This window comes from Synechococcus sp. PCC 6717 (assembly GCF_022698185.1).
GTDB classification, from domain to species: domain Bacteria; phylum Cyanobacteriota; class Cyanobacteriia; order Thermosynechococcales; family Thermosynechococcaceae; genus Thermosynechococcus; species Thermosynechococcus lividus.
Genome location: NZ_JAKLTV010000017.1, coordinates 62,201 through 80,322 on the forward strand (window position 1 = coordinate 62,201; position 18,122 = coordinate 80,322).

An 18,122-nucleotide genomic window follows, 5' to 3' on the forward strand; every position below is an offset into this window, starting at 1 on the left:
TGAGAGCGTCCCCCCCGCAAAAGTTAGAATAGTTTTGTTTTCTCGGAGTTTAGGATCTTGGCTCAAGGATTGCGAGTAGGGGTTTTAGGGGCAACGGGTGCCGTTGGCACCGAAATCCTTGGCATTTTAGCGCAGCGATCGCTCCCCATCGCAGACTTACGCCTGCTGGCTTCACCGCGCTCGGCGGGGCAAACCCTGACCTTTGCTGGTACCCCCCTCCCAGTGCAAGCCGTGAGTGCTGAAACGCTGCAAGGGCTAGATTTGATTTTAGCCTCTGCCGGAGCTAGCGTCTCGCGGCAGTGGTTACCCATTGCTGTTCAGGCCGGGGCGATCGCCATCGATAACTCTAGTGCCTACCGCATGGAGGCCAATGTGCCCCTAGTGGTTCCAGAAGTGAATCCCCAAGACTTAAAAGATCATCAGGGGATTATTGCCAACCCCAACTGCACCACCATTCTGATGACAGTGGCGCTATGGCCGCTGCACCAAGTCCGACCCATTCGGCGAATTATTGCCGCAACGTACCAATCTGCCAGTGGTGCCGGTGCCAAAGCCATGCAAGAACTCAAAGACCAAGCCCTTGACATACTCAAAGGAAACCCTCCCCGCACAGCAGCGTTTCCCTATCCCTTGGCATTCAATCTCTTTCCCCATAACTCGCCTCTTAATGACCAAGGCTACTGTCAAGAAGAAATGAAAATGATCAATGAAACCCGCAAAATTTTCCATACCCCTGACCTGCGCTTGAGTGCCACCTGTGTGCGGGTGCCTGTTCTGCGCGCCCATTCTGAAGCACTCAATGTCGAATTTTTTGAGCCGTTTCCTCTAGCCGAGGCTCGGAATCTCCTGCAGCAGGCGGCGGGGGTAGCGTTTGTTGAGGATTGGGAGCGCAACTACTTCCCGATGCCCCTTGAGGCCACAGGTAAAGACCCCGTCTTTGTGGGACGACTCCGGCAAGACCTCTCAGAACCCAATGCCCTAGAGTTGTGGTTGTGTGGCGATCAAATTCGTAAAGGAGCAGCCCTGAATGCGGTGCAAATTGCTGAGTCCTTAATTGCACAGGGTTTAATTTAAGATCAATGGCTGATGTGAATCTCAAACGTCAACAGCACCCTCGCGAAGCCCTTGATCGGCTGGTGATTGAGCGGCTGCTTCAAGAAGACATGAGCGACTACAATTTGGCGGAGTTAGGCCGCCTGCTCATTCGCTACGAGGGGTTTCCTGGAGCCGAGGGCATTAAGACACAGCTAGCCAACATTCTGGAACGGTGGGGGTTGACAGAGACTGAGCTTTTTGAGCGCACCCGCGCCATCCATGCCAAAGGGGGAATCTATAAAGTTGGCAGTAACAAGCGGGAGGATTGGACCTAGACCCTCAGCTTAAGGACTATTGGGTTGTTAAAAAATCTTAAAGGCTAAAGTTGGTAGAAAAATCTTACAATCGGCGCTCAGGAAGAGCTAGAGGGCTTTCTGGAGCTGGCACAAAAATGATAGAGTACAAAAAATTCCCATTTAAACTGCTGTAAATCCTGTCCTCTTGAGAAGGGAGTATTCATCACTTTGGAGAGCCATAAAGAGAAAATTCTCGTCGTTGACGATGAAGCGAGTATTCGCCGCATCCTCGAAMCCCGCCTATCCATGATTGGTTACACCGTGGTTACGGCGGCTGATGGCGAGGAAGCTCTAACCACATTTCGGCACGAACAGCCTGATTTAGTTGTGCTGGACGTGATGATGCCCAAGTTAGATGGCTATGGCGTGTGTCAGGAACTGCGTAAAGAGTCCGACGTGCCGATCATTATGCTCACGGCGTTGGGGGATGTGGCCGATCGCATCACGGGTCTGGAACTTGGGGCAGATGACTATGTGGTCAAGCCCTTTTCGCCCAAGGAACTAGAAGCGCGGATTCGCTCGGTTCTACGGCGCATTGAAAAGACCACCACCTCAGGTATTCCCAGTTCCGGTGTCATTCAGATTGGCAATATTCGCATCGATACCAATAAGCGGCAGGTGTATAAAGGGGATGAGCGCATTCGCCTAACGGGAATGGAGTTTATGCTTTTGGAACTGCTGGTGGGGCGTTCCGGGGAGCCATTTTCTCGGGGGGAAATTCTTGAGCAGGTATGGGGCTATACGCCGGAGCGGCACGTGGATACCCGGGTCGTAGATGTTCATATCTCCCGACTACGGGCTAAGCTAGAGGAAGATCCCAGTAATCCGGAGTTAATTCTCACGGCGCGGGGGACGGGGTATCTATTTCAGCGCATTATCGAACCCGGTGAAATGCTGAATAAAGCCCAGTAGTTCGTCCTAGTGCGATTCCCTCATCCAGAGGCGGGTACATCATGAAACGCGGCTGGCGATGGTCTGATGTCATTGGCTTAGCAGTGACACTGGTGGCACTCAGCAGTGTGGCCATTATGCAACGGCGATCCCTAGAGACCCTGCAAGACCCATCGGGGCAAGTGCTTACGGAGGCCGAATACCAGCGGCAAACTGCCCAGACCATTGCCCAGATGGAGGCCTTGGCGAAGCTACCGGCCTTGGGGTTTGATAATCTTGTGAGTGATTGGGCGTTCCTACAGTTTTTGCAATTTTTTGGTGACTCTGATGCCCGCCGTGTCACTGGCTATGATCAGGTGCCTGCCTTTTTTCGTGTGATTGTAGCGAAGGATCCGCGCTTTGTCCAAAGCTACCCTTACCTTTCAACGGCAATCACGGTCTATGCCAGTCAGCCCAAAACATCGGTAGAACTCATGGCGCAGGGCTTAACCCATCTCGACCCCCACTATCAACCGAGTGCGTACCTAGTGTGGGTGTTTCGGGCCATGGATGAGTTGCTCTTTTTAGGTCAGGGGCTGGCGGCGGCTCAATCCTACAATCGCGCGGCGGAGTGGGCAGAACTACAAACAGACCCACACATTCGGGAGGCGGCGCCCTACTATCGATCGCTGGCGCAGACCCTCCGCAATGACCCTGATAGTCGCATGGCGCAAATTAACGCTTGGATTTGGGCGTTGGTGAATGCTGTGAGCGATCGCTCCCGCRAAACCGCCATTGAAAATATTGAACGCTTGGGGGGGGAGGTCTCTCGCCTTCCCGATGGCAGTTGGCAAATTCGCCACCCTGAAGATTTGCGGTAACGATCGTGGAGCGCACTATTGCCGAAATTAATGCCAAGATTCGCAGTGGCCATGCTATCGTCTGGACGTTGGCAGAACTCAAAGAACGCCTCGAGAGCCTTACTGTGGCCGAAGCCACCCAGCAGGTGGACGTCATTACAACGGGTACCTTTGAGCCAATGGAGTCCTCCGGTGCCATCATTAACCTTGGCCCGACGGATCCCCCCCTCAAACTGCGGCAGTGCTGGTTAGATGGCATTCCTGCCTACAGTGGCATTGGCGCCGTTGATCTCTATTTGGGAGCGGCGCAGTCTGTGGATCTGAATCCAGAGGGAGGGGAAGCGGATACCCTGCGGGAGCGCGGCGGCGGTCATGTCATTGCGGATTTGATTGCGGGCAAGGCTATCCCATTACGGGCGCTGGGGCACGTCACTGACTGCTATCCGCGCGCCAGTCTGGAAACCATGATTAGCAAGGACACGATTAACCAGTTTTACCTCTACAATCCACGCAATCTGTACCAGAACTTTATTGTTGGGGTCAATGGTGGCGATCGCCCCCTCTATACCTATTTAGGCCCGCTCCAGCCCCAGTTAGGCAATGCGGTTTATGCCAGTAGTGGTGCCCTCTCACCACTGTTAAATGATCCGTACCTGCGCTTAGTGGGCATTGGCACCCGGATTTTTCTTGGGGGTGGCATTGGCTACATTGCCTGGGAGGGAACCCAACACTTCCCTTTACAAAAACGCCTCGCAAACGACACGCCCATTGGCCCAGCGGCAACCCTTGCCCTCATTGGCGATGCCAAGCAGATGGACCCCTTTTGGGTGCGCGGCTGTTACTTCAAAAACTATGGTGCGTCCCTGATGTTAGGGGTGGGGATTCCCCTGCCAGTGCTGGATGAAGAGGTGATTGCTCGCTGCGCCATTCGCGATGAGGACGTGGTGGCGCCAATTATTGATTTTTCAATTCCGCGCCGGGTTCGTCCCACCTTTGGCGTAGTGAACTATGCGCAATTAAAGTCCGGCACTATCAAAATCGACGGGAAAACTGTGCGCACTGCCCCGCTCACCAGTCTTTACTTTGGCCAGCAGATTGCGGAGCGCCTCAAGGAATGGATTCTTAAGGGTGAGTTTACCCTTGCAGAAGCGGTGGCTCCCTTGCCGGGCGATCGCGCCTTTTTGCCCCAACAGTCATGGACCACGCCTAGCACTCGGGAATAATCCATCACCCATCGCGCTCAGCCAGGGTAACGGCCATCAAGCCGCCGAGCAGGGGATAGTGTCGAATGGCGTGAAACCCGGTCGCCTGAATCATGGCACAGAGGTCTGCCGGTTTGGGGAAGGCTTGGATACTTGGCCATAAATAGTCGTACTCAGTGCCAAAATCGTGGGCTTGGGCCGTTGGCACCACCCACTGCTGGAGATACCATGCTTGGAACTGCTCAAGCGCAGGGGACTCGGGGTGGCTGAACTCAAGAATGGCTATCTGTCCTTGGGGTTGCAGGAGCCGGTACATTTCCCGCAATGCCTGCGGAATACTAGCCACATTGCGTAAACCGTAGCCCATGGTAATGGCTGCAAAGGTGCGATCGCCATAGGGAACGGCAAGGGCATCGCCTTGAACCCATTGAATTTGTGGGTACCCTAGACTGCGTTGCTGGGCAATGGCCAAGGGTGCCGCCGCAAAGTCCAAGCCAATCACCTGCCCTTGGCGACCGACCCGCCGTGCCAGTAAGCGGGTCAAATCTCCAGTGCCACAGCACAGGTCTAGCGCCCTAGCTCCCGCTTCTAAGCGTAACCAGTCCACCGCCATCTGTTTCCAGACGTGGTGCAAGCCAAAACTTAGGCGATCGTTGAGGCGATCGTACAGCGGGGCAATCCGCTCAAACAATGCCCGAACATCGGTCATCAGAACCTCCAACACCCCCCGCGTGAACAACAGAGGAGGATGTCATCATAAACTACCCCACCGCATCGATGGGGAATTCCGCAACACTCAGCTAACAATGATCCGTGGCTGCGCCGTTTATCATAAAAATTGTGTTCTCCCGACCCGTGGCCGTTCTTCCATCATCGCAACCGGAACCGCTCTATGGCTAGCCTGTTTGATCAAAATTTTCGCTACACCGATCGTGCCCGTGCCATCTTCAAAGAATTACAGCGCAATCTTCACCCTATCTATATGGAGCTCCTAGAGGAGGGATTTTCTCCCCGAGAAATTACAACCTTGGTCACCAGTGCCGCGGCTCAAACGGAACACGCTGCCATCTGCGAATGGGAAGAAGCCACCGTTTGCCCAAGCAGTACCATTGAACCTGAGACCTCCCATAACACTAGTGTCTAAGACAGCAGCGATTCTTGAGATTGAATCCCTCACGGTTCACTATGGGGGAATCTGTGCCCTGACAGAGGTCAGCCTCAGTATTGCTGAGGGGGAGTGTATTACCCTAGTGGGCGCAAACGGTGCCGGTAAGACCACACTGCTGCGGGCTATTTCTAAGTTAGTCCCCCTCAGTCAAGGGGTGATTCGTTTTCAAGGACAGTCACTACAGCGGCGATCGCCCCATGAACTCGTCCGCCTAGGCATTGCCCACTGTCCTGAAGGACGGCAGATATTAGCACAACAGCGAGTTCGCGATAACCTTTTGCTGGGTGCCTATACCCGTCATGACCCCATCCAAGTGAAACAAGATCTCGAGCAACAACTCACACGCTTTCCACGCTTGCGGGATCGTCAGCACCAATTGGCGGGCACCCTCAGCGGTGGTGAACAGCAAATGTTAGCCATTGCCCGCGCCCTGATGAGCCGGCCGCGCCTACTCTTGCTCGATGAACCTAGTTTAGGCCTAGCCCCCAATCTGGTGCAGGACATTTTTACGATTTTGGCAGAGCTGCGGCAGCAAGGTATCACAATACTTTTGGTAGAGCAAAATGCTCATCTTGCCCTGCAACTGGGCGATCGCGCCTATGTGCTTGAAGCTGGAAAAATTACCTTGAGTGGCACGAGCGCAGAACTGTTGCAGGATGAACGAGTGAAGCAAGCCTATCTCGGATAGTGATATGATTGATAAGCTGGACGTGTGGCTCAGTGGATAGAGCATCAGATTCCGGTTCTGAGGGTCGGGGGTTCGAATCCCTCCACGTCCGTAATGGAGACAAGCCATGAGTGAACAGATCACCGCTAGTGAAGCCAAGCAAATCATGGATATTCTCAAGGAATTGCACGGCGATATGAAAGCGGTCAAGTCTGAACTCCAGGCATTGACCATGGAAGTCAAAGTTAACCAGACGAAGAACGACGAGCAATTTAAGGCGCTCAATGAGAAGGTTGAGGAGTTACGGGATAGGCAGCGGGCGATCGATAACCGTCTGTGGAGTTTCATTGTGGCGTTAATTTTGTTGCTGGCCGCTGGGTTGGTGAAGCTCACACTGTTCGACAAGATATGACCTATGGGCTTCGGTGATAGCCACAATGTTGAGCGATGTGAAAAGAGGAATATCCTGAAGCAAGAGCAAGGAAGAATGATGGCGGCTAAAGGGATTAACTTAAGTAGCCAATGGAAGGCTAAGGCGGCGGCTATCTATGCCGCTACGTTTGTCAGTGGAGGCAAGTCATGAGTGAGCAGATCACAGCCAGTGAAGCCAAGCAAATCATGGATTTACTACAATCCATGGATAAGAAGCTAGATGTCCACATCGCTAGAACGGATGAGCAATTCAAGACGGTGAAGGCTGAAATTAAGGCGCTAGATGACAAGGTTGAGGCATTCCGCTCTGAGCTGCGAGACAATGTTACCGAGCTACGTAGCCAACAGAAGACGACGGATGCAAGGTTATGGGCGTTCATTGTGGGGCTGGTCACTCTAGTGGGTGGTAGCGTGATTAAGGTGCTCTGGTTTGACCGTGCCTAAAAAGAGCCATCAACACGAAAGCAGCACAGATCACGGCGAATCCCGTGAATTAGCTGATACTGAGCTACTGTTCCAGACATCCTCTCAGTTTGCTGCACACAGTGCCAGACCCCGTTCACAGATTGTTTTGGCATACTCTGTCCAGCGACCACTGCCCCAGTAGCGAAAACAACTGGTTTGGGAGGTCAACAGATAAAGCAGCGCTTCTTGGTACTCCGCTGTTTGGGTGATCTGGGGATCTGCTGCAACTAACGGATCGTAGCGACGATGGAACTCACGACTAAGCTGCTCCATGGGTTGCAGCACGGTTTCGTAACCCTTGACCCAACTAATGTGGTTTGTCCACGATGTGCCTGCCATCGAAAAGTGGGGGTCRGTGGCACTCAGCTGGGCGATCGCTACCGCCACTGCCTCTGGTGTACAGGAGGTGCTATCGACGTATTGCCAGAGTTTGTGCTGCTGTACCGCTTGCACGCGCGGAAACTGCGCAGCAGTGATCCCCTTGGCGGCTAATAGGGCAAGGTATTCACTGCCGTTGAGTCCCACAACCCCTGCTGCTGCCTGTGCTTTTAGCTCGTGCCACACCGGCATAAAGTCGCGGGGATACTCATTCATCATCACACCGCCATTTTCACCATCTGCAATTTGGGTCACACAGGGCGGGGCGATCGCCCCAGACCAATAGGTCGCCAGATGCTTCGCCTCATGGTAGGGCTGCATCTGCGCCACCAGCTTCGTATCTGACCCTTGGGTTTTAATCAACACGGTGATCTCGCTAACCTCGCCCTGAGAATTCCGCGCCACTAGACGATTGGGTACGTATTTTGCCGTGGCACTCAGGGGTGAGCCATCCAACTGCTCAACACTGTGCTCCTGCACCAACAACCAACGATAGCCACAGCGTTTGAGGCATTCCACGAGTGTAAACAGGGTATCAGGGTGATTGGGCAAGTGCATTTCCGGCAGCGAAAATCCCTGTACCCGCTGCAGCGCCTCAACCCCAAATAAAGCCACAAACTGATGCTGCCAAGCACGCAGGTGTAACTCAATGTCAGGGATCGGAGTAGAGGGAATAACCGCGTGCCCCCAGCAGGTGCCAAGCCACTCCACGTAAGGCGCATAAGTCGCCTCTACCGTAATGCGGCGCAGAGCATCCAGCACCCCCTCCTGACCCATTTGCTGAAGTCCCCACAGTAAATTCCCGGAGTAGTCCAGCATAATGCGGGGCTGACAGCCCTCAGCCACAAGCTCTGGAATCCAGTCCCCCATACGTTGATAACACCAGAGGAAGGTTTGGGCGTTATGGTTATCCCCTTCGTGGGGGTGCTCCAGCATATACTGCAAGTGGCTGATTAAACGGCTATCATGTCCGGCGGGAATGGTTGGTTGATGCATGTGTAGGGCACAGGCGAAGCCCGCCCGAATGATACTGTAGTCCGATGGCACAAGGGGTTCGCTGGGTCGGAGGGCAGCCAGTTGCGCCTCCCAACCACTCAGAATGGGTTGCCCCACTGGGGTAACCGCAGGCCATGGTAAAGAAAGATAGGGCATGACTTACGCTCGAAACACTTGGGCGGGGTCGAGACGCATCACCTTTTGCACAGCTAACAGTGATGCACTGACACACATCACCACCGTAGTACTAAAAACCGCGATCGCAAGCTGCGGCGTAATAATAATTTGAATAGCCCGTGCCTGCATGGTCCACATCCCTAGACCCAAACATAGCCCCAAGCCGGGCAAATAGCCAAGCACCGCCATCCACAATGCCTGCTCAATGATAATCCGGTATAGGTACCAGTCAGAAGCACCCATCGCCTTAAGGGTGCCATACTCCTGTAGGCGATCGCTCACAGAGGAGTACAGAATCTGACTCACAATCACCACACCCACAATCATCCCAACACCTGCCCCAAGCCCCAAAATAAAGCCAACACTGGTGCTGGCCAACCAATAGCGCCGAGTCAGCAGTGTCAGCTCCGCCGAACTGAGCACTGTATGGTTAGGTAAAGCTGCCTTGAGGCGCTGCTGCAGGTCAGCCAAGCTAGTCTCTGGAGACGCTTTGACCATCACGTAGGTAATGCGGCTGCTGGGTTCAATCAAGGGCAAAAAGGTAGGAGGCGGCTCCTTCTCATCAAAACGGGGAAAGTTCAGGTACAGGTTTGCTGTTTCTAACGATGTAAAAACATAAGGACTCGACACAATGGACTTAACCCCCCGCGTCCAGCCCAGCACCACCGCTGGATAGTTATTAATCTTAGCTGTTTGGTCTAGGGCAGTAATTGATAGGGCATCGAGGTCAATTTGATCCACCAGCACGGTGTAGGGCTTTTCTAATTCTGTTACCGAAGCGCCAGCTACCGTCCGCAACGGCAGTAATGAGCCTGTAGGTTCAAGACCGATGATCTGTACCGGATCAATATTAGCTGTTTCAGATCGCCGCCAAATGGCAGACTGCATCAGCAGAGGCTCCGCTGAGGCTACACCCTCCACCGATTTGGCATCAATGACCGTTTGATACTCAATGGGCAATGTTAAGCCAAAGTAGCGTAGCTCACTGGAGGCAATCCAAACATCTGCCTCGCTTTGGTTAATGAGCAGGGTTGCCGAACGGCCAAAGCCCTCCAGTAAGCCTGCTTGAATCGTGACTAGGCTGACCGCAAAGGTAATCCCCAGTTGAGCCACCAAAAAGCGGCTAAAGTCCTCTAACAGGTTTTTACGGGCAAGAGAAACCATTGCGCTATTATACTCTGTTTACTCTGTGGGGGGCACCTGTGTTTCCGCCTCCAGCCAACCCAGATAGGCAGATGAACCTGCAATGATAGGCAGGGCAATGATTTCTGGAACCTCGTAGGAGTGCCACTCCTGAAGGCGATCGCGCACCTGCGGAAACAGAGCATAGCGGGTTTTAATGAGCAATTGCCACTCCCTGTCCTGATGAACCTCTCCCTGCCAGCGATACATCGACTGAATAGGATAAATTTGTACACAGGCAGCGAGCCGAGCTTGCACCAGTTGCTGAGCTAACAGTGTTGCGTCCGCCTCTGTAGCAGTGGTTACAATGACAACACAGTACTGATAGATACTCGCCATAGCTCAACAACCGGCTCCTATCCGATACCCCCCAGCCCAACCTCTAATGGATATAGTAGTTGCCCGCAGGAATGTAAGGCGTTGGGTAAGCACACATAGGAGGCGATGGAGGATAGCCGGGATAACTCATACTTTGGATCATCACTGTTCCGGGCATACAGGCAACAGGCATCAAACCATTTTGTGCCATCACCTGATATGCTACTGGATTTCCTGTTTGCATGGTAGGAGGAAATACAGGAGGATAAACGGCGGGAGGGKATAAAATTGGTACTAGGGCAGTAGTAGTGTTAGGAACAACAATAAATAAACAACGTGCTCAACGCCTTACGGCATCAAAGGTAGAGGCACCCGCAGCGGCGATCGCCACCATCAGATCCCCCTCCCCTGTCGATAACCAATCTCTCAATTCCCAGGCCAACAAGACCGATAGCGCCTCATGTCGCATCAGTTGTGGATTGTCCATTGGTTTCTTGAACCCGCGAACCACCGCTTGAAAATGGTCATTGGCCTTACCCAAGTCATGAAGAAACGCCGCCAGCCGCGCCGTAGCCCGCAAGGTTGCAAAATCCTGAGATAGCCCAAACTGCTTGATTAATCCATCGCCCAATTCATCAAGTAAGGTCGTCACATCGGGTATGGCTGGAAGCCCCGTACTTCAGTGCGGGGAGGAAAGCTCCTTTAGCAACTTTAGTTGCCTTAGGTTATAATTGTACTGCGGACACCAGAAACGGTTGTTTAAGGCACTGGTAACGGTCGATTGGGGGTGTTGTAAACCACCCCAGAGGCTCGTGGTTGGCTTGCTAACTGCAGGGCTACTAAAAGCTCCCTGCTTTAGCTGGGAGTAGTTTACGTGATTTTACCCGCAAGTATTAGTGCCCAGCGGATGGTGCAACTCATTACCCGACCCACGGTACTGAATTTTTTAGAGGCCAAGGAGGAGCGCAGTCATCTGATTGAACTGCTGACCCAACTGGATGTGCAAATTGAGCAATTTACCCTGCCCTTGGATTCGCCACTGGTGGGGCTGGCGATCGCCGACCTCGAAGGTCGTGGGCGGGGTCATTTTATTATTATTGCCCTGCGCCGTGCCAACGGGGTGCTGGTTACCCATCCGCCCCTGACCCTTTTGCTAGAGCCTGCCGATACGATTATTGCCCTTGGTCATCTTGCGGAAATTCGACTCTTTTTCCAGCAGAATGCCTACCGCTACCAAATGCGCTATCGGGGGCGGGGGCTACCCTCTTAACCTTTGATACCACTCGCTGCTGCGGAGGGAATGATATACCGTTGTAAAAGAAGAAACACGATGAAAACGGGCACTACTGAAATCACTGAGCCAGCAGCAATTAACCGCCAATCGAGGGAGAAGGTGCCTGCCAAGGTGGCCACGCCAATGGGTAATGTATAAAGCTCCGGCTGATCGAGAACAATCAGCGGCCACAGAAAATCGCTCCAAGCGCCAATAAAGACAAAAATAGCGAGGGTGACCAAGGCTGGGCGGACAGCAGGCAGCATCACAAACCACCACAACCCTAACTCCGAGCAGCCATCGAGCCGTGCTGCTTCTTCCAGTTCTTTGGGAACTCCCATAAAGGCCTGCCGCAGCAGAAAAATACCAAAGGCGGAGGCCAACCCCGGGAGAATAACCCCAAGGTAGGTATTGCGCAGCCCCAACTGCACCGCCAAAATATACAGCGGAATCATGACAATCTGAAACGGGATCATAATAGTGGCCAGCACCGCTGCAAAAATGACCCCCCGACCGCGAAACTGCAACCGCGCTAGAGGATAGGCCGCCAAGGCAGAGGTCAGCAGGTTGCAGGCAACCGTCAAACCAGCAACGAGGGTGCTGTTGAACAGGTACTGCCCAAAGGGATTCGTCTGCCACACCGTAACAAAGTTCTCCCACGTTGGTTCCCTAGGCAGCCATTGGGGAGGGAACGCAAAAATATCTTCATTGGCAGACTTAAAGGCCGTACTCACAAGCCAGAATAGGGGCAACAGCATCCCAAGGGCTAAAAGTATCAGCAGCCCATAGGTCAATCCCAGTCGCAACCACTGTTTCATCGCCGCGTCCACAAATTAGTAAACATCATCAGTAGGCCGCCAATGACGATGGCGATCGCCAGAGCACCCGCTAACCAATCCAGTGTTGTGGTTTCCATCGCTTGTTCGTTTGAACCTCTCTATTTAGCTTAATCCCCAGAAGGCTCGGCCTTGTACCTGTATATTGACTCTCTGCTGCCCTAAGCAAGTTCATTGCCATCGCCATGAACTAGCCCACCGCATCGGTAGGAGTTCCGCGACACCAAGTTAAATTAGCCTAAAGATTTGCGGATTTTGCGTCAATTTGCCTATGGCAATTCTGAAACTGTCCCCTACAATAGAAATAGCGGAGACGCACGTTTCCGTTCACTCCTCACACCACACCCCGCCTGGACAGTTATTCGTTCGGGCGGCTTCCTTATAGCAGTGGGGCTTTTGCCTGCTTCTTTAGGGAATGCTGACTCCGGGCAAAAAGGTGTCCACATAAAACTGTATGAGATCAGCCCCGAAGAGGGCGGCAATGATAGCAGCTATGGCTAAAAAAGGACCAAAGGGAATGGGTTGACGGCGTTGAATCCAACCAAGGGCAATTCCCAGCCCCCCGACGCTGCCGCCCAGTAGTGCGGCGATAAAGAAAGTGACCAGTAGCCCTTGCCAGCCCAACCATGCACCGATCATTGCAGCGAGCTTGCCGTCACCTCCCCCCATGACTTCTTGGCCGAAGGCGATCGCCCCTCCCCAGCGAATCAGATCAAAAAGCCAAATGCCTAGCGCTGCGGCGATTATGCCATGACTAATGCTAACCAAGGCAGGCAGCCACCCCCCTGCAAGTAAGCCTTGCATGATCAGACCGGCAACCAGTCCCCACTGGGTGAGGGGATGGGGCAGCATCATTGTATCGAGATCAATGAATGCTAAGGCCAACAGCCAAGCGGTTAGTAGCCACATCTTTAGGGTTTGCCACTGCCAACCGCTGACGGCAAAGATGACCACAAATAGGAGGCCAACAAGCAGCTCAATCGCTGGATAGCGCCATGAAATTGGAGCATGGCAATAGCGACACTGCCCCCGCAACAGCAACCAACCTAGGATCGGTATATTGTCGTAGGCTCGCAGGGATGTCAGACAGGCAGGACAGCGGGAGGGCGGATACAGTAGCGATCGCCCGTTGGGAATCCGGTAAATCACTACATTCAGAAAACTGCCCACGGCAGTCCCCAACAAAAAGATGAGGCTGTAACTACTGAGGGTAAAGAGCGTAAGAGCAGTTATAGGCTGGCCACTTCTGGTAAGTGATGGTAAGGAATAAAGCACTCTTGGGGGAGAAGCACGGGTTGGGAAGTAAAGACAACATGACCACGGAGGGTTTGCCGATTTACCGCTACACCCGCAGGGGAGGGACTCACCCCATGTACTTGCTGATAGAGATTATAAATGGATTGGGCGGCAGCTAATAAAGGCGTATCTAGGGTCTCAATGGGCGGCAGAACTTGCATTTGCCCCACTCCTCGGCAATCGAACGATAGATGAAGTATTGTTGCTGGTTTTGAACCATTCATCAGTTCTGTGGAAGCTGGCAACCTATGCAAAAGCCATCCAGTGGGTGGGACAGTAATTTGCCTGATCCTTGATCATCCCTGTTTCCTTGAACCCCTTACCAGATGTCTCTGGCTATGTTAGAGTTAACTTAATTGAGAATAACTATTAATAGAGACTGACAAATATGACACTTGCTGTAGTAGCTTCGCCTCAAGTTAGTGTTGAAGGCACGGTGCAAGAGGTGATCTATAAAAAGGCGCTTCCTAAAGTTATTGTCTTGGAAACAGCCGGGCGACTCCTGTGGATTAAGCTGAAAAAGTCATTGCGTCAGGAACTTCATCCCTATCCTAGGGTGGGCGATCGCCTCCGTATCTATGGCGATCGTTGTTGTAAGGGCTCTGATACAGCGTACTACTGTAAGGCGCATCATTTAGAATTTTTAGCAGTTAGCCAACCGCCAGTGTCTGTGGCTGCCCGCCCCTGCAAAGTACTTGTTTGCCAGAAGTCCTCCTGTTGTCGGCGCGGGGCAAAACAACTGTGGCAAGAATTGCAGCAGGAGGCGATCGCTCAAGAGTTACCGATATGTTTAAAAGCTACCGGTTGCCTTGGCGAGTGTAAACGAGGCCCTGCGGTTGTGGTTCTGCCACTGAAAAAACGAGTAACCCATGCTAACGCCGAGCAGATCAAAGCATTGGTGCAGCAGCAGGCAACCTTGGACGGCTAGGGAGAATCAACCAGCATCAGTTCCTTTTGGCACTCCTCAAGAAGTACCTAACAGCTAAGCGACAGACGGTACGGTCAGGGCAGCCTTAGACTCCTCCCCCCTCAGTTCTGGGAGTTTGTCAATAGAATGGCGGTAACCCTTGCTTATTACTGAGGTTATTGTGTTACTCAAACGGTTTCTACTACTGGGGGTTCCCCTAGCTCTAACAGCAGCTTGCACGTCCCATCCTGCTGCGGAGGTGAGGGCAGACTCAGCACCTACTACACCTCTAGAGGCTGGGTCTGACGCAGCATCCGTCACCATTAAGTCGGGTAATTTTATGTCTGGCGAGCATCCGACCTCTGGGATAGCCAAAATTTTTAACAACTCTGGTCAGTTAGTCCTAGAACTCGACCAAAGCTTTGAAACCTCTCCTATGGGGCCTGATCTAGTAGTTGTCCTGCACCGTTCTGAGAACGTTCTGGGTTCAACAACTCCCCCAGCGTTCCCGCTGCGAGAAGGAGATTATGTCATTTTGGCAGAGCTGCAATCGTTTAGTGGGGATCAACGGTATGACATTCCAGCCACTGTCAACTTAGATGAGTACCGCTCAGTCGCCATTTGGTGTCGGCGATTTAATGCCACCTTTGGGGCTGCGGCACTTCAGTAGCAGCTATCACTGGCCTCAGAAAGCATGTAGGTTTTGGCTCAGCCCTGTTTCCTTGGCGAAAAACCGAGGGTATAGAACATTAATTGTGGACTTGATCGATGGCCGAAGTTTAAGTGTCCCCTGATGTTGGTATCCCCGTTTGCTGCACGCCTCTGAGGAGGAACGGCAAAACTGGCAACTCTTAGGGGATGGTTACGCGATTGAGTGAGCCGATGTGGACGAAGGGCAGGTACAGCTTATTGAGCCAATATAGGACATCGAGCACCGAGGAATAGGAACAGCAGGCTATGCTGACGTATTCTCTAGGTTTAAGGTAAAGGAGCGTGGTGGCCTATTTCATAGCTGACGTTGATTCTGTTTGCCTTAAAGCCTATCTTAGGTGCCAATCTCCTCCCTCAGTTGCCATTCCCAAACCGTACCATCTTCAGGGTGTTTAAGAGTTTCAACGTGCTGGAATCCAAGCTTCTCAAGCACTCTATGGGAGGCATTACGCTCCGGAAGTGTCTGTGCCGAGACCACAATAGATGGCCTATGATGGCGCGCAATTGCTACGAGCGCGGCAGCCATCTCGGAAGCAACGCCCCGGTTCTCAAAGTCCGGAAATGTGAAATAGGCAATTTCAATGCATCCATCGTGAGGGGGTGATTTGAAGCCACATGTGCCAACCGGTATCCCGTTTGCTAACGCAAGATAGCCGATCCACGGCTCTTCGAATCCGACCATCGTATAGAGATCAGCAGTTGCCCGGAATACTTCCTGCGTCACTTCAGGCAGGAAGCCTGTATAGCCACGTGGGGAACCGTTACGCTCAATTGGAATGAGAGACAATTTCATTTTCATTGTCTTGGGTACCTAACGGATTAAATCAGCAGTTGCTGGACTTCTCCCAATGGTAGGGAAACATTCTGCCTAATCGTATCAAGGAACACCCTTTGTCATACGAAAATTGCATACAGTAAAAGCTCACGATTAGCCTAAATAAGGCTCATCCTTTAAGGAGAACACGATAGCAACTATGCGACTCGATCAGTTGCAGTCTTTTTTGGCGGTTGCTGAAACTGGTAGCTTTCAGGCTGCGGCTCAGCGGTGTGGGGTCAGCCAACCCACCATTAGTCGGCAAATTCAAGCCCTAGAAGATAACTTAGGCATTCAGCTTCTCCATCGGTCTAGCCGAGCCAAGTTGACGGTGGCGGGGGATCTGTTTCTTCGGCGTGCCTACAGGATTTGGCAGGAATGGCAGGCAGCCAGTGCTGAACTGAAGGCGATGCAGCACGGTCAGCAACATGAACTGTGTATTGCGGCTATTCACTCTATCTGTCGCCACTTTTTACCTACCTTGTTGCCAACGTTTCATCAGAGCTTTCCGCAGATGCAATTGCGGGTGACTGCCCTAGGGAGCGATCGCGCCGTCAAGGTATTTCAGGATGGCTTGGTAGATTTGATCATTGTGATGGGCGATCGCCATCTCTTTAAGCAGTCGGAATGGGTGATTGAACCCCTCTACAGTGAACCTGTCGAGGTACTCATGGCGGCGCAGCATCCCCTCGCCTGTCACCCTACACTGACTTGGGAGACCCTAGCCCAGTATCCCCACGTCGTCTTTAAGGATGGGTATGGGATGCGCCGCTTAGTGGCAGAGGAGTTTGCCCGCCGCAATCTCCCTTGGCAACCAGCCCTAGAGCTAAATACCCCCGATGCCTTTATTGCTGTCATTCGCGAAAGTGACATGTTGGCACTATTGCCCCAATCGGCGCTAAAAGATGCCGTGAATGATGATACCTTGGTGATTCGTCACCTTGATGCTAAAGTGGCACCGCCCGACCGTCAAGTTTTGGCCATTACCACGCGCGATCGCCTGAACTTGCCTCCCATGGCCCAGTTGTTAACCCTCATTCGCCAGCAGGCTGCCCATGAGTCGCGTCTTTCGTAATCTGCTGAAAAAAGTCGGCAGTGGTGCCCATACCCACCAAGATTTGACCCGCGCTGAGGCGGCCATGGCGCTGAAACTGATGCTCGAGCAAACAGCAACCCCAGCGCAGATTGGTGCTTTTCTAATTGCCCATCGCATTAAGCGCCCCACCGCTGCCGAAATGGCCGGGATGCTAGATACCTACCAAGAGTTAGGCCCCAAGGTGGCTGCTATTGAGAGTGCCTCACCAGTGATGATCCTGAGCCAGCCCTACGATGGGCGCGATCGCACCTTTCCCTTGAGTCCCTTAACCGCTCTTGTCTTAGCGAGTGCTGGCATTCCGGTGCTACAGCATGGAGGCGATCGTATGCCTACCAAGGAAGGCGTTCCCCTGATTGATCTTTGGCGCGCCCTAGGAGTGGACTGGTCACGGGTGCCCCTTGAGCAGGTGTCAATCTGTTTGGCAAAAGCCCATCTGGGGTTTGTTTACTTACCGCGTCACTTCCCTGCGGCTCAGGGACTTGTGCCCTACCGCGAGCAAATTGGCAAACGCCCACCCATTGCCACCCTTGAGTTAATCTGGAATCCTTACCAAGGGGCAAGCCATCTGGTGGCTGGCTTTGTCCATCCCCCCACCGAAACTATCATCCGCGATGCCCTATATCTCCACGGGGTTCAAGAATTTACGACCGTTAAAGGGCTGGAGGGAAGTTGTGACTTACCCCGGGAGCGCACCGCGATTATTGGCTTAGGACGGCACCAGCCCGAGCCGTGGCAGCGATTACGCCTCCATCCCCAAGACTACGGAATGAATAGCAGCAATATACCTTGGACGACTCTCAGCGAGGCAGGTGAGGCCATGCAGCAGGTATTAACAGGTGAGCCACACCCCTTAACTGCTTCAGTCCTTTGGAATAGCGGGTTTTATCTGTGGCAAGGGGGAAAGGCAGCAACCTTAACAGAGGGGATGGCGCTCAGCCAAGACCTGCTGTGTAGTGGTACCGTTCGCCAGCACTGTCAACGACTGCAAGCTGTCGTAGAACAACTTTGATGTTGCTGTTCAGAAGAGAACATCGTCTGTCACAGGTGATGAGACGATAAGCACTTACACCGATCTCGCCCCTC

General features: G+C 52.9%; 23 protein-coding genes and 1 tRNA gene. 15 read left to right on the top strand and 9 right to left on the bottom strand.

Annotation, left to right across the window (positions count from 1 at the left end; translation table 11 throughout):
- Nucleotides 1-57 precede the first annotated feature (57 nt).
- From L5470_RS08655 to L5470_RS08675, 5 genes are all read left to right on the top strand, one after another.
- Nucleotides 58-1,074 carry an aspartate-semialdehyde dehydrogenase gene (locus L5470_RS08655; RefSeq protein ID WP_198406054.1) on the top strand — a complete coding sequence of 339 codons (1,017 nt, stop codon included), beginning with the start codon at nucleotides 58-60 and terminating at the stop codon, nucleotides 1,072-1,074.
- 5 nt (nucleotides 1,075-1,079) lie between these two features.
- Nucleotides 1,080-1,370 (top strand): DUF3288 family protein, encoded by a 291-nt coding sequence (locus L5470_RS08660; RefSeq protein WP_099799668.1) that lies wholly within the window; start codon nucleotides 1,080-1,082, stop codon nucleotides 1,368-1,370.
- A 189-nt stretch (nucleotides 1,371-1,559) separates the two neighbouring features.
- Nucleotides 1,560-2,303: a response regulator transcription factor RpaB gene (rpaB, locus tag L5470_RS08665; protein ID WP_499499429.1), complete on the top strand. Its 744-nt coding sequence runs from the start codon at nucleotides 1,560-1,562 to the stop codon at nucleotides 2,301-2,303.
- Nucleotides 2,304-2,344: 41 nt separating this feature from the next.
- Complete coding sequence (locus tag L5470_RS08670) at nucleotides 2,345-3,142, top strand: hypothetical protein (protein WP_499499431.1); 798 nt, start codon at nucleotides 2,345-2,347, stop codon at nucleotides 3,140-3,142.
- 5 nt (nucleotides 3,143-3,147) lie between these two features.
- Nucleotides 3,148-4,344, top strand: a complete 1,197-nt coding sequence (locus L5470_RS08675; RefSeq protein ID WP_099799665.1) for a homocysteine biosynthesis protein — start codon at nucleotides 3,148-3,150, stop codon at nucleotides 4,342-4,344.
- Nucleotides 4,345-4,348: 4 nt separating this feature from the next.
- On the opposite strand, the gene ubiE is transcribed toward L5470_RS08675, so the two are convergent.
- Nucleotides 4,349-5,044 carry a bifunctional demethylmenaquinone methyltransferase/2-methoxy-6-polyprenyl-1,4-benzoquinol methylase UbiE gene (gene ubiE, locus L5470_RS08680; RefSeq protein ID WP_499499489.1) on the bottom strand — a complete coding sequence of 232 codons (696 nt, stop codon included), beginning with the start codon at nucleotides 5,042-5,044 and terminating at the stop codon, nucleotides 4,349-4,351.
- A 171-nt stretch (nucleotides 5,045-5,215) separates the two neighbouring features.
- Here ubiE and L5470_RS08685 point away from each other — a divergent pair, with 171 nt between their 5' ends.
- The 5 genes from L5470_RS08685 to L5470_RS08705 all read left to right on the top strand — a co-directional run bounded on the left by L5470_RS08685 (nucleotide 5,216) and on the right by L5470_RS08705 (nucleotide 7,034).
- Nucleotides 5,216-5,467: a hypothetical protein gene (locus L5470_RS08685; RefSeq protein WP_499499433.1), complete on the top strand. Its 252-nt coding sequence runs from the start codon at nucleotides 5,216-5,218 to the stop codon at nucleotides 5,465-5,467.
- Complete coding sequence (locus L5470_RS08690) at nucleotides 5,460-6,179, top strand: ABC transporter ATP-binding protein (protein ID WP_099799663.1); 720 nt, start codon at nucleotides 5,460-5,462, stop codon at nucleotides 6,177-6,179. Before L5470_RS08685 ends, L5470_RS08690 begins: the two co-directional genes overlap by 8 nt.
- A gap of 18 nt (nucleotides 6,180-6,197) precedes the next feature.
- A tRNA-Arg gene (locus tag L5470_RS08695) sits at nucleotides 6,198-6,270 on the top strand.
- A 15-nt stretch (nucleotides 6,271-6,285) separates the two neighbouring features.
- The gene (locus tag L5470_RS08700; protein ID WP_099799662.1) at nucleotides 6,286-6,570 is read left to right on the top strand and encodes a hemagglutinin; all 285 of its coding nucleotides are present in this window, start codon (nucleotides 6,286-6,288) and stop codon (nucleotides 6,568-6,570) included.
- 167 nt (nucleotides 6,571-6,737) lie between these two features.
- Nucleotides 6,738-7,034 (top strand): hemagglutinin, encoded by a 297-nt coding sequence (locus L5470_RS08705; protein WP_099799661.1) that lies wholly within the window; start codon nucleotides 6,738-6,740, stop codon nucleotides 7,032-7,034.
- A gap of 84 nt (nucleotides 7,035-7,118) precedes the next feature.
- Here L5470_RS08705 and L5470_RS08710 read toward each other — a convergent pair whose 3' ends face one another.
- The 4 genes from L5470_RS08710 to L5470_RS08725 form a co-directional block, all read right to left on the bottom strand.
- Nucleotides 7,119-8,585 carry a polysaccharide deacetylase family protein gene (locus L5470_RS08710; RefSeq protein WP_099799660.1) on the bottom strand — a complete coding sequence of 489 codons (1,467 nt, stop codon included), beginning with the start codon at nucleotides 8,583-8,585 and terminating at the stop codon, nucleotides 7,119-7,121.
- Nucleotides 8,586-8,588: 3 nt separating this feature from the next.
- Nucleotides 8,589-9,770 (bottom strand): FtsX-like permease family protein, encoded by a 1,182-nt coding sequence (locus L5470_RS08715; protein WP_448527897.1) that lies wholly within the window; start codon nucleotides 9,768-9,770, stop codon nucleotides 8,589-8,591.
- Between the two features lie 18 nt (nucleotides 9,771-9,788).
- Nucleotides 9,789-10,127 (bottom strand): divalent-cation tolerance protein CutA, encoded by a 339-nt coding sequence (cutA, locus tag L5470_RS08720; protein ID WP_099799658.1) that lies wholly within the window; start codon nucleotides 10,125-10,127, stop codon nucleotides 9,789-9,791.
- Between the two features lie 319 nt (nucleotides 10,128-10,446).
- Nucleotides 10,447-10,758 (bottom strand): CRISPR-associated endonuclease Cas3'', encoded by a 312-nt coding sequence (locus L5470_RS08725; RefSeq protein ID WP_499499439.1) that lies wholly within the window; start codon nucleotides 10,756-10,758, stop codon nucleotides 10,447-10,449.
- Nucleotides 10,759-10,980: 222 nt separating this feature from the next.
- On the opposite strand from L5470_RS08725, the gene L5470_RS08730 reads away from it, so the two are divergent.
- Complete coding sequence (locus L5470_RS08730; RefSeq protein WP_499499441.1) at nucleotides 10,981-11,376, top strand: TrkA C-terminal domain-containing protein; 396 nt, start codon at nucleotides 10,981-10,983, stop codon at nucleotides 11,374-11,376.
- Here L5470_RS08730 and L5470_RS08735 read toward each other — a convergent pair.
- The 3 genes from L5470_RS08735 to L5470_RS08745 all read right to left on the bottom strand — a co-directional run bounded on the left by L5470_RS08735 (nucleotide 11,373) and on the right by L5470_RS08745 (nucleotide 13,672).
- Entirely contained in the window at nucleotides 11,373-12,197 is an 825-nt protein-coding gene (locus tag L5470_RS08735; protein WP_499499443.1) for a carbohydrate ABC transporter permease, read from the bottom strand. The two genes, L5470_RS08730 and L5470_RS08735, sit on opposite strands and share 4 nt — an antisense overlap.
- 426 nt (nucleotides 12,198-12,623) lie before the next feature.
- The gene (locus L5470_RS08740) at nucleotides 12,624-13,448 is read right to left on the bottom strand and encodes a prepilin peptidase (RefSeq protein WP_499499491.1); all 825 of its coding nucleotides are present in this window, start codon (nucleotides 13,446-13,448) and stop codon (nucleotides 12,624-12,626) included.
- Nucleotides 13,445-13,672, bottom strand: coding sequence for a hypothetical protein (locus L5470_RS08745; protein ID WP_227517397.1), 228 nt, complete (start codon nucleotides 13,670-13,672; stop codon nucleotides 13,445-13,447). The genes L5470_RS08740 and L5470_RS08745 overlap by 4 nt, the downstream gene beginning before the upstream one ends.
- Nucleotides 13,673-13,899: 227 nt before the next feature.
- On the opposite strand from L5470_RS08745, the gene L5470_RS08750 reads away from it, so the two are divergent.
- Nucleotides 13,900-14,439: a (2Fe-2S) ferredoxin domain-containing protein gene (locus L5470_RS08750; RefSeq protein WP_499499446.1), complete on the top strand. Its 540-nt coding sequence runs from the start codon at nucleotides 13,900-13,902 to the stop codon at nucleotides 14,437-14,439.
- Nucleotides 14,440-14,578: 139 nt separating this feature from the next.
- On the top strand, nucleotides 14,579-15,088 hold the full coding sequence (locus tag L5470_RS08755) for a DM13 domain-containing protein (RefSeq protein ID WP_499499448.1): 510 nt from the start codon (nucleotides 14,579-14,581) through the stop codon (nucleotides 15,086-15,088).
- A gap of 375 nt (nucleotides 15,089-15,463) precedes the next feature.
- Here the strand turns inward: L5470_RS08755 and L5470_RS08760 are convergent, their stop codons facing one another.
- Nucleotides 15,464-15,928 (bottom strand): GNAT family N-acetyltransferase, encoded by a 465-nt coding sequence (locus L5470_RS08760; protein ID WP_099799514.1) that lies wholly within the window; start codon nucleotides 15,926-15,928, stop codon nucleotides 15,464-15,466.
- A 175-nt stretch (nucleotides 15,929-16,103) separates the two neighbouring features.
- On the opposite strand from L5470_RS08760, the gene L5470_RS08765 reads away from it, so the two are divergent.
- Together L5470_RS08765 and L5470_RS08770 are read left to right on the top strand one after the other, a co-directional pair.
- A complete protein-coding gene (locus L5470_RS08765) occupies nucleotides 16,104-17,018 on the top strand; it encodes a LysR family transcriptional regulator (protein WP_499499450.1) in 915 nt (304 codons plus the stop codon).
- Nucleotides 16,999-18,048 (top strand): anthranilate phosphoribosyltransferase family protein, encoded by a 1,050-nt coding sequence (locus L5470_RS08770; RefSeq protein WP_499499452.1) that lies wholly within the window; start codon nucleotides 16,999-17,001, stop codon nucleotides 18,046-18,048. Before L5470_RS08765 ends, L5470_RS08770 begins: the two co-directional genes overlap by 20 nt.
- Nucleotides 18,049-18,122: the final 74 nt, after the last annotated feature.